The sequence below is a fragment of the Acrocarpospora sp. B8E8 genome (assembly GCF_039871605.1).
Lineage (GTDB): Bacteria > Actinomycetota > Actinomycetes > Streptosporangiales > Streptosporangiaceae > Acrocarpospora > Acrocarpospora macrocephala.
This window is the reverse complement of the sequence record NZ_JBDPLV010000138.1, coordinates 1-13,209: the sequence shown is the minus strand read 5'-3', so window position 1 is coordinate 13,209 and position 13,209 is coordinate 1. Positions and strand designations below refer to the sequence as shown.

Annotated in this window: 11 protein-coding genes and 1 riboswitch; of the genes, 5 read left to right on the top strand and 6 right to left on the bottom strand. The window is 69.6% G+C overall.

The window, feature by feature from the left end:
* Positions 1-67: 67 nt before the first annotated feature.
* From ABGB08_RS53355 to clpX, 3 genes are all read right to left on the bottom strand, one after another.
* Entirely contained in the window at positions 68-964 is an 897-nt protein-coding gene (locus tag ABGB08_RS53355) for a bifunctional 5,10-methylenetetrahydrofolate dehydrogenase/5,10-methenyltetrahydrofolate cyclohydrolase (protein WP_347607855.1), read from the bottom strand.
* 30 nt (positions 965-994) lie between these two features.
* Positions 995-1,081: riboswitch (ZMP/ZTP riboswitch) on the bottom strand.
* 56 nt (positions 1,082-1,137) lie between these two features.
* Entirely contained in the window at positions 1,138-2,367 is a 1,230-nt protein-coding gene (locus ABGB08_RS53350) for a sigma-70 family RNA polymerase sigma factor (protein ID WP_347607852.1), read from the bottom strand.
* Positions 2,368-2,385: 18 nt separating this feature from the next.
* Entirely contained in the window at positions 2,386-3,645 is a 1,260-nt protein-coding gene (clpX, locus tag ABGB08_RS53345; RefSeq protein ID WP_347607849.1) for an ATP-dependent Clp protease ATP-binding subunit ClpX, read from the bottom strand.
* Between the two features lie 104 nt (positions 3,646-3,749).
* On the opposite strand from clpX, the gene ABGB08_RS53340 reads away from it, so the two are divergent.
* Positions 3,750-4,835, top strand: coding sequence for a helix-turn-helix domain-containing protein (locus ABGB08_RS53340; RefSeq protein ID WP_347607846.1), 1,086 nt, complete (start codon positions 3,750-3,752; stop codon positions 4,833-4,835).
* Here ABGB08_RS53340 and ABGB08_RS53335 read toward each other — a convergent pair.
* Positions 4,793-5,584: an MBL fold metallo-hydrolase gene (locus ABGB08_RS53335; protein WP_347607843.1), complete on the bottom strand. Its 792-nt coding sequence runs from the start codon at positions 5,582-5,584 to the stop codon at positions 4,793-4,795. The two genes, ABGB08_RS53340 and ABGB08_RS53335, sit on opposite strands and share 43 nt — an antisense overlap.
* 414 nt (positions 5,585-5,998) lie before the next feature.
* On the opposite strand from ABGB08_RS53335, the gene ABGB08_RS53330 reads away from it, so the two are divergent.
* Together ABGB08_RS53330 and ABGB08_RS53325 are read left to right on the top strand one after the other, a co-directional pair.
* A complete protein-coding gene (locus tag ABGB08_RS53330) occupies positions 5,999-7,021 on the top strand; it encodes an ATP-binding cassette domain-containing protein (RefSeq protein WP_347607840.1) in 1,023 nt (340 codons plus the stop codon).
* A 292-nt stretch (positions 7,022-7,313) separates the two neighbouring features.
* Positions 7,314-8,063, top strand: coding sequence for an ABC transporter permease (locus ABGB08_RS53325; protein WP_347607837.1), 750 nt, complete (start codon positions 7,314-7,316; stop codon positions 8,061-8,063).
* Between the two features lie 424 nt (positions 8,064-8,487).
* Here ABGB08_RS53325 and ABGB08_RS53320 read toward each other — a convergent pair whose 3' ends face one another.
* A complete protein-coding gene (locus tag ABGB08_RS53320; protein WP_347607834.1) occupies positions 8,488-9,612 on the bottom strand; it encodes a winged helix DNA-binding domain-containing protein in 1,125 nt (374 codons plus the stop codon).
* Positions 9,613-9,763: 151 nt separating this feature from the next.
* Between ABGB08_RS53320 and ABGB08_RS53315 the strand changes: the two genes are divergently transcribed.
* On the top strand, positions 9,764-10,861 hold the full coding sequence (locus ABGB08_RS53315; RefSeq protein ID WP_347607831.1) for a winged helix DNA-binding domain-containing protein: 1,098 nt from the start codon (positions 9,764-9,766) through the stop codon (positions 10,859-10,861).
* Between the two features lie 259 nt (positions 10,862-11,120).
* On the opposite strand, the gene ABGB08_RS53310 is transcribed toward ABGB08_RS53315, so the two are convergent.
* Positions 11,121-11,648: a GNAT family N-acetyltransferase gene (locus tag ABGB08_RS53310; protein WP_347607828.1), complete on the bottom strand. Its 528-nt coding sequence runs from the start codon at positions 11,646-11,648 to the stop codon at positions 11,121-11,123.
* A gap of 896 nt (positions 11,649-12,544) precedes the next feature.
* Between ABGB08_RS53310 and ABGB08_RS53305 the strand changes: the two genes are divergently transcribed.
* A complete protein-coding gene (locus ABGB08_RS53305; protein ID WP_347607825.1) occupies positions 12,545-13,207 on the top strand; it encodes a lysophospholipid acyltransferase family protein in 663 nt (220 codons plus the stop codon).
* The last annotated feature ends 2 nt before the right edge of the window (positions 13,208-13,209 follow it).

The following is a 13,209-nucleotide window of genomic DNA, read 5'->3' as shown; positions in this document are numbered from 1 at the left end:
ACTCGGGCCGCCGAACTGCGCTGGTTGTCTCACGAGGCTCAGGAACTACCGGCTCGGACTGCCACGATCAACAAGCCGCGCCGAAGATGCCCCAATCATCCCCACCTACGGAAAACGGGCCTAGCTGCCGTTCCGCGGCGTCGACCGTCTGGGCCAGCAGCACGGCGATGGTCATGGGGCCGACCCCGCCCGGGACCGGGGTGATGAGGCTCGCGCGGGTCTTCGCGCTGTCGAAGTCGACGTCGCCGACGTTCCCGGCGTTGTATCCGGCGTCGATGACCACGGCCCCCGGCTTGATGTCGTCGCCGTGGATGAAGCGCGCCCGGCCCACCGCGGCCACCAGCACGTCGGCCTGCTTGACGATCGAGCTCAGGTCCCTGGTGCGGGAGTGGCAGTAGGTGACGGTGGCGTTGCGGTCCAGCAGCAGCATCCCGGCGGGCTTGCCGAGGATCGCGCTGCGGCCCACCACGACGGCGTGCTTGCCGGTGAGGTCGACGTCGTAGGCGTCCAGCAGCCGCATGATGCCGCCCGGCGTGCAGGACTGGAAGCCCGGCAGCCCGAAGCTCATCGCGGCGAAGGAGTGCATGGTGACGCCGTCGACGTCCTTCTCCGGGGCGATGGCCTCGAACGCGGCCCGCTCGTCGATGTGCTCCCCGACCGGATGCTGCAGCAGGATGCCGTGCACCGCCGGATCCTCCGACAGCGCGGTGATGGCGCCGACCAGCTCCTTGGTCGTGGTCGTGGCGGGAAGTTCGACGTGCCGGGACACGATGCCGGCCTCCGCGCTGCGGGAGCGCTTCATCCGCACGTACGTCACCGAGGCCGGATCCGCTCCGACCAGCACGGTCGCCAGGCACGGCGCCTGGCCGGTGCTTTCGGTGAGGGCGGCCGCTCTCGACGTGCACTCCTCGACGATCCGGCCGGCGAGTCCGGCGCCATCCATCAAACGGGCGGTCTGCGTCACGAGTTCTCCTGGACATGGCTGCGTGCTGCTGCTTGTGGCCCAGGCGCACGGCACTTCCCGAGAACGGCGGCCGCTCCCCGGTGGTGCTCCACCTCAGCGCCAGTCACGGCCTACGCCTCACAGTAGTGGAGCCCGCGCCGGCGAGCACAATCCGCCGGGCCCGCGTCAGCGGTTCAGTCGCCGGCCAGCCGGGCGGCCCGCGCCTGGAGGTAGCGCCGCTCGGGCAGGCTGGTGGTGCGGCGGGCGGCCTCGCGGTAGCGGGCGCGGGCGGCGGGCAGGTCGCCGGACATCTCCAGCAGGTGCGCGCGAACCGCCTCAAGCCGGTGGTGGCCGCTCACCCGCGTGTCGCCGTCCAGGGATTCCAGCATGGCCAGGCCGGCGGCGGGCCCGTGCACCATGGCCACGGCGATCGCCTGGTTGAGGGTCACCATGGGGCCGGGTGACAGGCGGGCGAGCAGCTCGTACAGGCCGAGGATCTGCGGCCAGTCGGTGTCCTCGGCGCGCGGGGCCTCGTCGTGCACCGCCGCGACGGCGGCCTGCAGCTGGTAGGGCCCGAGCGGGGAGCGGCTCAGCGTCGAGGTGAGCAGCTCGACCCCGGCCGCGATGGCAGCCTGGTCCCACAGCCCGCGGTCCTGGTCGGCCAGCGGGATCAGGCCGCCGTCGGCGGTGGTGCGAGCGGGGCGGCGGGCGTCGGTGAGCAGCATCAGCGCCAGCAGCCCGGTCACCTCCCCGTCCTCGGGCAGCAGCCGGTGCACGGCCCGGGTCAGCCGGATCGCCTCCCCGGTCAGCTCGGCGCTGGCCAGCTCGGGGCCCGAGGTGGCCGTGTAGCCCTCGTTGAAGATCAGGTACAGCACGTGCAGGACCACGCGCAGCCGTTCCTCGCGTTCCCCCTCGGGTGGCAGCCGGAACTCGCTGCCGGTGGCCTTGATGCGCTGCTTGGCGCGGCTGATGCGCTGCGCCATGGTCGCCTCCGGCACGAAGAAGGCGTGCGCGATCTGGGCCGTGGTCAGGCCGCCGACGGCGCGCAGGGTGAGCGCGATCTGCGACGGCGCCGACAGGGCCGGGTGGCAGCACAGGAACAGCAGGGTCAGCGTGTCATCCTGGCCGGACATATCGGAAGTGTCGGTTTCGGTGGGGGTCATCGCGGCGAGAGTCTGCTCCCGGCGGGCGCGGGCCTCCTCGCTCCGCCACTGGTCGGTCAGGCGGCGCACGGCGACCGTGATCAGCCAGCCCTTCGGGCTGTCCGGCACGCCCTCGCCGGGCCACTGCACGGCCGCCGCCAGCATCGCCTCCTGGACGGCGTCCTCGCAGGCGTCGAAGCGGCCGTACCGGCGGATGAGCACGCCCAGCACCTGCGGCGCGAGCTCGCGCAGCAGCTCCTCGACCACGGGGTCGCTTTTCACCCTGCCGATCGTAGGGCCTCAGGCGGATTTCTCCCGGTGGCCGGAGGCGCGGTGGTCGCGGGGGATGAGGGTGGGGTTGACGTTGTCCAGCACCGTGTCGCGGGTGACCACCACGCGGGCCACGTCGTCGCGGCTGGGCACCTCGTACATGACGTTGAGCAGGACCTCTTCCAGGATGGCGCGGGTGGCGCGGGCGCCGGTGCGGCGCAGCAGGGCCTGCTCGGCGATGGCGGTGACGGCGTCCTCGGCGAACTCGAGTTCCACGCCGTCCATCTCGAACAGCCGCTGGTACTGCTTGATGAGCGCGTTGCGCGGCTCGGTGAGGATGCGGGCCAGCGCGGTGCGGTCCAGCGGCTGGAAGGTGGAGATGACGGGAAGCCGCCCGACGAACTCCGGGATCAGCCCGAATTTCACCAGATCCTGGGGCATCACCTCGGCGAGGCCGTCCTTCTTCTCGCGGGTGCGCAGCGTCGCCCCGAACCCCGCGCCCTTACGCCCGGCCCGCTGCTCGATGATCTTCTCCAGGCCCGCGAACGCGCCCCCGACGATGAACAGCACGTTGGCGGTGTCGATCTGGATGAACTCCTGGTGCGGGTGCTTGCGCCCGCCCTGCGGCGGCACGCTCGCCGTGGTGCCCTCCAGCATCTTCAGCAGCGCCTGCTGCACGCCCTCCCCGGACACGTCCCGGGTGATCGACGGGTTCTCGCTCTTGCGCGAGATCTTGTCGATCTCGTCGATGTAGATGATCCCGGTCTCGGCCCGCTTCACGTCGAAGTCGGCCGCCTGCAGCAGCCTGAGCAGGATGTTCTCCACATCCTCGCCGACATATCCGGCCTCGGTCAGCGCGGTGGCGTCGGCGATGGCGAACGGCACGTTCAGCATCCGCGCCAGCGTCTGCGCCAGGTACGTCTTGCCGCTGCCGGTCGGCCCGATCAGCAGGATGTTGGACTTGCCGAGCTCGACCTCGTCCCCGGGCTTCCCGGCCTGGACCCGCTTATAGTGGTTGTAAACGGCCACCGACAGGGCCATCTTCGCGCGATCCTGGCCTATCACGTACTGCGCCAGGAAGTCGAAGATCTCGCGCGGCTTGGGCAGCTCGGGCCGCTCGGACCCGGCCGACTCCTGCCGCTCCTCCTCGATGAGCTCGTTGCACAACTCCACGCACTCGTCGCAGATGCAGATCCGGCCAGGCCCGGCGATGAGCTTCTTGACCTGCTTCTGGCTCTTCCCGCAGAACGTGCACTTCAGCAGGTCGCCGCCCTCACCCATGCGCGCCACGAGTCTCCTCAAATGATCCCATCATCCAGATGGCGACGGTATCTTGGATACGAGGGTACGGCAACGCGGCACGAAAAACCGGGACAATCCGGCAAGGAGGACGATTGGGTCGGCTCAGCCGGGCGCAACTTCAGGCACGCAACCGGGACAAGGTCCTCACCGCCGCCCGCCAGGAGTTCGCCGAGCGCGGCTTCCGCGGCGCCAAGATCGACCTCATCGCCGACCGGGCCGGATTCACCCGCGGCGCGGTCTACTCCAACTTTCCCGGCAAGCGCGCCCTCTACTTCGCCGTCCTGGCCGACCTCGCCGAACAGGGCCCCCGGGTGCCGCCGCCGGAGGCCGTCCGCGACGGGCGGGAGGCGCTCGCGGCGCTGGCCAGGGCCTGGCTGGCGCGCCTCCCCCTGCCCGACGAACCCGAATCGGCCCGGCTCACCCGCGACCTGCATCCCGAGATCCTCGCCGAGGAGCGCACCCGCCGGCCGTACGCGCAGTTGCTGAAACTCGACGCCATCCTGCTCGGCCTCGCCCTCGAACGCCTGGAGGGCGCCTCCGGCCGGCGGGTCCGGCTGGCCGGGACCGTCCTGGCGGCCCTGCACGGCGCGCGCCAGCTGTCGGCCGCCGCACCCGGCTTCGTCGAGCCGTTCGACGTGGTCGGGGTGTGCGAGCGGCTGGCCGGGCTCGATCTCGGCGACTGGTGGCCCGTGCTGCCCTGGATTCCCGCCGTACGGGCCGTGGACGAGGCGTGGGCGGCGCCGTACGCGAAGGATCTGCTGAGCGGCGGGCCCGCGCGGCTGGACCGGGACGGGGTGGTCGCGGTGCTCGGCCTGAACCGGCTCGAAGCCGTCGAGGAGGCGGTGCGCGCCGGGTCGCCGGTCACCGCGATCCTCGTCACCGGCGATCCCGACGAGCTCGCGCCGCTGGCCCGGCTGGTCGTGGCCGAGTTGAGCGCCTGCCTGCGCGAGGCCTTTCCCCCGGCGGCGTGGCCGGACGTGCGGATCGTGGTCGATCAGGGCGAGCTCGCCGCGGCCGTTGGTCTGGCCGAGCCGAGCGACGACACCGAGCTCGCGCTGCGGATCTGCGGGGGCAGGGTCGTGCTGCGCGCCGAAGGCCGGGGCGCCTGCCATGTCGCCGCCTCCGCCCAGGACGATCAGGCGGTGACAGCCGTCGTCACGCCCACCGGGAGCCAGTGAATGCGGCTGCGGATGTCCTCCGGGGCGCGGGCGAACTCGCGTTCCATCGCGTCGCGGCCCTGCTGGAAGTGGCGCCAGCCCTCGTAGTGGATCGGGATCGCCGTCATCGGGCGGATCAGGCCGCAGAGTTCGACGGCGTCGCGGGCGGTCATCGTGTAGCGGACCGGGCCGGTGATCGGGAATCGCACGCCGCCCAGGTGCAGCAGGGCGGTGCCGACCTGGAACCGGCCGGCGACCTGCCGCACGCCGTCGTAGAGCACGGTGTCGCCGGAGATCCACAGCGCGCCGTGGCGCTGGCCCTTCCAGGTCAGCGCGAAACCGATCACCTCGCCGGTGAGGGGGCGGCTGAGTGGCGGGCCGTGCCGGGCCGGGGTGGCGGTGATCTCCAGCGTCGGCTGGCCCGGCGCCTCCAGCCTCGTCGCCGTCCACGGCTTCAGCCCGCGCGCCCTGCCGCCCAGCCGCCGCGCCCCCGACACCGTCGTGATCACCACCCGCGCCGACGGCAGCAGCCCGCGCCCGGCCTCGTCCAGGTTGTCGCCGTGATGGTCGTGGCTGAGCAGGACCGCGTCGATCGGCGGCAGCTCCGAGGCCGGGAGCGCCGGACCGGCCACCTTGTGCGAGCTCGTCCCCAGACCGAAGAAATACCGCCGCCCGGGCGGGTCGAACGTCGGGTCGGTCAGCAGCCGCCATTCCCCTACCTCGATCAGGGCCGTCGGGCCGCCGATGTGGGTGATGCGGACCTCGCTCATGCGCGGCTCTCCTCTTGGAGGATCCAGCTGGTACGGGCGGCGCGGGGCCGCCACACAGCCGACGGTACTTGTTGGTCAAGCCAACAGCTCAGACACGGGCATAGACCGCGATTTACCAGCTCGGTATAGGTCTGCGGCGGCCCTGACGGGCGTGCGGCGCGGTGGCTGGCGGAATTTCTTCGGATTTTTTTTGGATTGGCCGCGAATGCGCAGGTCAACGGTCTGATCCCGGTTGGTGTCGCCGATCACGCCGCTGCTGAGGAAAGCGTGTTTCCGCAGGTCAGGCAAAACGTGAATGTATGTTACACGTTTGCCAAAGCGGCTTTGGCTGGTCAAGGATGGATTAACTCCACCAAACAGCCCCGACCAGGGCTTTCTTCGCCATGCCCACACTTTTCACCCCGAGGAGGGGCGATGATCCATGCCCGCGGACTGACCCGCAGCTTCAAGATCAAGGGCGGCGCCGTCGAAGCGGTACGCGGCATCGACATCGACGTCGAAGCCGGACAGCTGGTGGCGTTTCTCGGCCCGAACGGGGCGGGCAAGTCCACCAGCCTGCGCATGCTCACCTCGCTGCTGCCGCCGACGTCCGGGACCGCCACCGTGGCCGGTCACGACATCGTGAAGAACCCCGGCGCCGTACGGGCCCGGATCGGATACATCGGGCAGAAGAACGGCGCCGGGGAGAACTTCCGCGTCCGCGACGAGCTCGTCACCCAGGGCCGCTGCTACGGCCTCACCCGAACCGAGGCCCGGGCCCGCGCCGACGAGGTCCTCGCCCAGCTGGACCTGGAAGCGCTGGCCGCCCGGAAACCCGGCACGCTCTCCGGCGGGCAGCGCCGCCGCCTGGACATCGCGCTCGGCCTGGTGCACCGGCCCGGGCTGCTGTTCCTGGACGAACCCTCCACCGGCCTGGACCCGCAGAGCCGCGCCAACATCTGGGAGCACATCCTCCGCCTGCGCGCCGACCACGGCACCACCCTCTTTCTCACCACCCACTACTTGGAGGAGGCCGACAGCATGGCCGAACGCGTGATCATCATCGATCACGGCCGCATCATCGCCGACGGCACCGCGGCGCAGCTCAAAAGCGACCTCGCCGGTGACCGCATCACCATCACCCTCGCCACCGAATCCGACACCGCCCGCGCGGCCACCATTGCCGAACGCATGACCGGCTCCGCGCCCACCGTCACCGGCGACGTCGTCCGGCTCCGCGTGGCCCATGCCGGCACCGCACTGCCGGAATACCTCCGCGCCCTGGAATCAGCCGGAACGAAAGCCACCTCTGCGGAAACCTCCCGCCCCACCCTGGACGACGTCTTCCTCGCCCTCACCGGCCGCAGCCTCCGCGAATCCGAAACCACCAACCCCACCTCAGCCGACCCCACCGGTCCTGCCAAGGACAAAAGCACCACCACTCCCACACCGGTCTAGAACCCGCGCGAGCCGGTCGGCTGACCGCTGTGCAGCCCCGGCGGAGCCCCGGCGCGCGGCCTCGCGCCGCGGGCGATGCTGACGGCCGCCGGGCGCCCCCGCCTAACCCGCCAGAACCGCGCAAGCCCCCTTCATTCGTCAGAACCGCGCGAACCGCCTTAACCCGCCAGGACCGCCCGTTGCCCGCTGGATCCGGCCGGGATCCCCCACCCTGGCTCGCTTCCCGGAATCTCGGACTTGGCGCGATTCCGGAATCCCCGATCAGCCGAGGCCCCCCATTGAAGGGATGACCATGCCATTCGTCCGTGACACCGTGACCGTTTTCCAGCGGGAGATCGCGCCTACCTTCCGCGACCCGTTGGGGCTGCTCTTCACGATGATGCAGCCCCTGCTGTTCCTGTTCCTGTTCGGCCCGCTGCTGTCGGGCAACACCGACCTCGGCGACGCGCCCTGGCAGTGGTTCGTCCCCGGCATCCTGATCATGATGTGCCTGTCCGGCCCGATGATGGCCGGATACATGCTCCTCGTCGAGCTGATCGGCGGCTCCATGGAGCGCATGCTGGTCACCCCGCTCAACCGCACGGCGATGCTGATCGGCCGCACCCTCAAGGAGTTCGTCGTCCTGCTCGCCCAGTCCGCGCTGATCATCGGCCTGTCCATCCCGCTGGGATTCCAGCCCAACGCGGCGGGAGTCCTGGCCGGCCTGGCCCTGCTGGTCGTGTTCGGCGTCGGCCTCGGCGCGCTCTCCTTCGTCCTGGCCATCGCCTCAGCCCCCGGCGGCGAACTCTTCTACGGCATCACCCAACTCGTCATGTTCCCCCTGCTCCTGCTCTCCGGCGTCCTGCTCCCCGTCGACGCCGGCCCCGGCTGGCTCCAGACAGCCGCCGCCTTCAACCCCGTCACCTACGTCGTCAACGCCGAACGCGCCCTCTTCGCCGGCTCCTTCACCGACATCTCCCTCCTGTACGGCCTACTCGCCGCCACCGCAGTCGCCACCCTCGGCCTAACCCTGGGCACCCGCGCGATGCGCCGCGGCATCTGACCCGCCTCAATCACCCGATCCAGCCCATCCGACCGCACTGCGAATCTCCGTGCGGACCATCCCGGTCGCCGCCCTCCGTGCGGACCATCGCAATCACCGCCCCCGGCCTAACCCTGGGCACCCACGCGACGCGCAGCGGCATCCGGCCCGCCCTCAATTTCCCAATCCAGCCCATCCATCCCCAGGCGCACAAGGGCGGCATATCGGGCAGTTTCCGACAAGTGGGACCATCCCTGCATGCATGGGGAGCACCGCAGGCCGGGTCGAGTGCGTGCTTCGGGCGGGGCCATCGCTCTGTCCCCCTTGACTGGCCGTCCCGGCCACCACCCGCTGAAACGGCCGCTCGCGCGCGATCACGTGCCTGCCGGGACCGGCTTTGGACTGCCCTGGCTGGAACCCTCCGATTTCGGGTTATCGACGGCTTTCAGGCCAGTTCGACGTGATGAGAGCGCGCGTCGGGCTGGCAGTAGGCCAGCATGTTCTCCGCTTCGGTGATGAGTTCCTTGCGGACCGAGGCGGAGAGTTGCCGGAGTGGTTTCAAGGTGAGCGTGGCCGCTCCTTTTGATAACTCGATCGACCACATCCCGGCGACCATCCCGTCGACCAGGAAAGTCGGCTTGAGCTGCCCGTTCGCCTTGACGTACACGATGTCTCTGAACTGCTCGGGAAGAATGCGGGTGCGCCGCTTCGGGGCGTACGCCAGCAAGGTGCTGTCGAACCATGGGAGCAGCCGCACCGGAGCGGGGACGTCCGGATCGGGCCGGGGAGCCTCGGGCAGATCGTAGAGAACCCGCCCGGTCTCATCGGCGAACCTGACAAGCCCATCCATGCGCTCGAGCGCGACCCGCACCGGTGTGATGTTCCAGGCGATCCAGCTGGCCACATCCTCAGCAGCGGCCGGACCGAACGCCCGCAAATGGCAGCGGATCACGCTGTTCAGGGCCGCCGCGACATCGGTCTCCTCGGCCCCGGGCGCGGCCACGAAATGCGCGGGCGTCCTGGCCCTCCACATCCCGTCGGCGGGCACCCGCACGAACCGTGCCCGCATCATGACCGCCAACCACTTGTACTCCCGCTGCCGCACGGCCTCCTCCGCGCTCACCCCACCTGGGTTCCCCGCCACCCACGCCTCAACGAACTCCACCAGCTCCGACGCCGGCCGCGCCGTCACGCCATGCGCCTTCAACTCGGCCGTCAACTCCCCCACCCCCGGCCCGGGATCGGGCCCCGCCCACCACTTCCCCGCGTTCGACGCCGCCGCGACGGCCGCATAAGCCGCATACTCCCCCGCCGTAACGGTATGAATGGTCCCCCGCAGCAAGGTCCCCGTCAGCAACTCCCCCACGTCATGCGCCAGAAACGGCCCCTCCGGATGACACCCCTCCATCCGGCTCCACAAAGCGGGCCGCAACGCGGGCCAGTACTGCATCTGCAACGCGCCCACCGCCGCCACCACCGCACCGACCGGCCCCGCCAGCCGATCGAGCAGCCCCTGCCTGGCCAGCAGCGCGCGATTCAACGCCCGCTCATCCATCACGCTCACACTCACCCGCGCAGAATAGGCCGCCCCACCGACAGAACCAGCACCCTGTGCCGGATCGCGGAGAGTAACCCGGCGACCTGCTCATCCTGTTGGGCTCTCCAGGGACTGGGTCAGCGGGTGACGCGATTATGTCGGTGGGCGCGTCTACGTTTGGTCTATGGCCGTGCTCACGCTCCGGGAACTCAATCGGGCCACGCTCGCCCGGCAGTTGCTGCTGGGCCGGTCGGACATGGGTGTCGTGGCGGCGCTGGAACATCTGGTCGGGTTGCAGGCGCAGACGCCGCACTCCTGGTATGTCGGGCTGTGGTCGCGGCTGGCCGGGTTCCAGGCGGAGCAGGCCGCGGATCTGCTGCTTGGCAGGGATGCGGTGCGGATCGCCGTCATGCGCTCCACGATCCATTTCGTGACCGCGCGCGACGCGGTGTGGTTGCGGCCGCTGGTGCAGGTGGTCATCGAGCGCAGCACCAACGGCGCGTTCGGCAAGCATCTCAGGGACATCGATCGGGAGGCCTTGACGAAGGACGGGCGGGAGTTAGTGGAGAGTGCGCCGCGCACTCCGTCCGAGCTGGGCACGTTGCTGGCGGAGCGGTGGCCGGGGCGGGATCCGGCGGCGCTCTACCAGGCGATCCGGATGTGGTTGCCGCTCGTGCAGGTGCCGCCGCGCGGCGTCTGGGGCCGCAGCGGCGCGACCTCCCACACCACCACCGACGCCTGGCTCGGCCGCCCCCTGGCCACCGACGCCACACCCGACGAACTCGTCCTGCGTTACCTTGCCGCGTTCGGTCCGGCCTCGGTGAAGGACATCCAGACCTGGTGCGGCCTGACTCGCCTCGCCGAGGTGACCACCCGGCTCGGCGACCGTCTCATCCGCTTCCGCGACGAACAGGGCCAGGAGTTGTTCGACCTCCCCGACGCCCCACGCCCGCCCGCCGACACCCCGGCCCCGATCCGCTTCCTCTACGACTACGACAATCTGCTCCTGTCCCACGCCGACCGCACCCGCTTCATCACCCCCGAATACTTCCACCAGGGATTCACCGACAACGGCCCGATGCCCAGCATCATCCTCGTCGACGGTTCCACCGGCGCCCACTGGCGAATCACCCGCCAGCGCCGCACCGCCACCCTCCACATCAAACCCTTCACCCCGCTCGCCCCCGCCGACGTGGCGGCGATCGAAGAAGAGGGCGCCCGCCTCCTGACGTTCACCGAGCCCCGCACCACCACCCACGACATCCAGTGGCTCCCCCACTGACCGGTCCAGGCACACAGGGGTGTCTCAGTCGGCAAGGCGGATGATGTTGATTCCGGCAATTCTCTTCTCGCCGCCCACTTGGCGCACGTGTGGCGAGGATCACCGCCAGCGTGAACGGCGCCGGATAACGGCGGGCTACCCGCTGGCTGGCTCATTCTGGTCGGTGCGCAAAGGGCCCGCAGAGAATTAACTTGCGGGCTCACCAAGGGTTCGCCGAGGTCAGTGGCTTGAGGGTCTATGAGTTACTGCTCTGCGGGTCCTAATTCGCTGGGGCGTGGATTCGGTAGAGGACGTGTCTGCGTTGGGGGCTGTTGTCGGGCAGTGCCGGGTGATCGAAGTCGTCGGCGGGGTCGTGGGTCATGCCGATGCGGCGCATGACCGCGCGAGAGCGGATGTTCTCCGCGGCCGTGAAGGAGATGATCTCCCGGAGGTCGTGCCGCTCGAAGCCTTCCGCCAGGACGGCGCGGGCCGCCTCGCTCGCGTAGCCGTACCCCCACGCGGAGCGGGCCAGTCGCCAGCCGATCTCCACGCCGGGGCGGAAGCCGGGCACCGCCAGGCCGGTGAAGCCGATGAACTCGCCGGTGGCGGCGACCTCCACCGCCCAGAGGCCGAACCCGCGCGCCTCGAATCCGGCTTCGATCCTGTCCACCAGCAGATCGCTCTCCTCGCGGGTCAACCTGGCGGGGAAATGCTCCATGACCTGAGGATCGGCGTTCAGCGCGGCGAACGGCTCACGATCAACGTCCCGCCAGCGCCGCAGGATCAGCCGTTCAGTCGAAAAGACCATGAGCCCATTGTCGTTCACCACGGCCCACGTGTCATTTGAGAAAACCACAAAAGGGATTACTAACCATGAAACGGACTCCAAATCGTCGGTGACAACCACTGTTCGTTACGGCCGCCCGGCGGCGAGGGCGGCGACCGGCTCGTAGTCGCGGTGTAGGTGACGTCGAGAATGGCCACCACGCCGATGGTGTTCTCGTCGACGTGGTCGCGGAGGTGATTCGGCCGGCATCTTCATGGCCGTGGAGGGACAGTGGTTGCGCGGGACAGTGGATGTGAGGGTGCGCGGAGGTGCTGGCCGGAGCCGGGCAGCCCTCGCGCGGCTAGGCCGGGGGCGCGAAACACCGCTACCGGGATGTCGTGCGGGAACAAGGGGTCGGACCGTGTGGTTAACTACATATGCCGGTGTGGATGTGTCCCCCGGGCCGCATTTACCGCCTTCACGGAATACCGTTCGGCTGGAGCCGTGTTGTGCATCTCGCCGAGGAGGCGACCACCACACCGGCCTGAACGTTGGAGTGCCTCGCCCTCGGGCGGGGCATTCTGCGTTTAACCCCCAGCCTGCTCAACCCGCCCATCCACCTGGACCACAGGGTGAGAAACCCAGCCACCGGAAGCGTCGGCCAAACCCGGATCGGCGCAAGCTCCATCGGCCACAGCGGGAAGGACGGCGGGCGTCCGTGTCGACTCCCGTCCGCAGCAACCGTTCTACGGGGTCGTGGTGAACGCCTTCTCCATCGGGGCCTGAGCAGTCGCGCAGGATGTCATCTGCTGGGGATGGCGACGCGACGACGATCTTTGCTTTCGTGTCAGGGATCATTCTGGTGGCTCAGCCTGCCTCGGTGAGGATCAACGTGTGGGGAACTACGCTTGATCTGGTCGCCTAGCGGAGGAGTATCTGTGTTCTACCGTGTCGCCAAGTTTCTCAGCGTTCCCGCGGTTCATCTGGTGTGGCGGCCGAGGGTCGAGGGGCGGGGACATGTGCCCGAGCAGGGGCCGGCGATTCTGGCGTCGAATCACCTCTCTGTGCTCGATTCGTTCTTTCTTCCCGCGTTGCTGTCGCGGCGGGTGACGTTCGTGGCCAAGAACGAGTACTTCACGACGGGGAATCCGATCATGCGCATGATCATGCAGGGGAATCTGGCCATAGATCGGGACAGTGCGGGGGCGGCGCAGGAGATGCTCGACGCGGCGGCGGGGGTTCTGAAGGCGGGCGAGCTGTTCGGCATCTACCCGGAGGGGACGCGGTCGCCGGACGGGCGGTTGTACAAGGGCAAGATCGGGGTGGCGTGGCTGACGCTGACGACGGGGGCGCCGGTGCTGCCGGTGGCGATGCTGGGGACCGATCGGGTCCTGCCGCTGGGGGCGTCGGTGCCGCGAATCCACCGGATCGGGGTACGGATCGGTGAACCCATGACGTTCACCGGCGACCCTGGCCGGGCCCGCGACCGGCGGCAGGTCACCGACGAGGTCATGGCGGCCATCCAGCGGCTCTCCGGCCAGGAGTACGTGCCTTCGTACGCGAAGCGTCCAGGAGTGGATGCCCCACCCACCCACCCTTGATC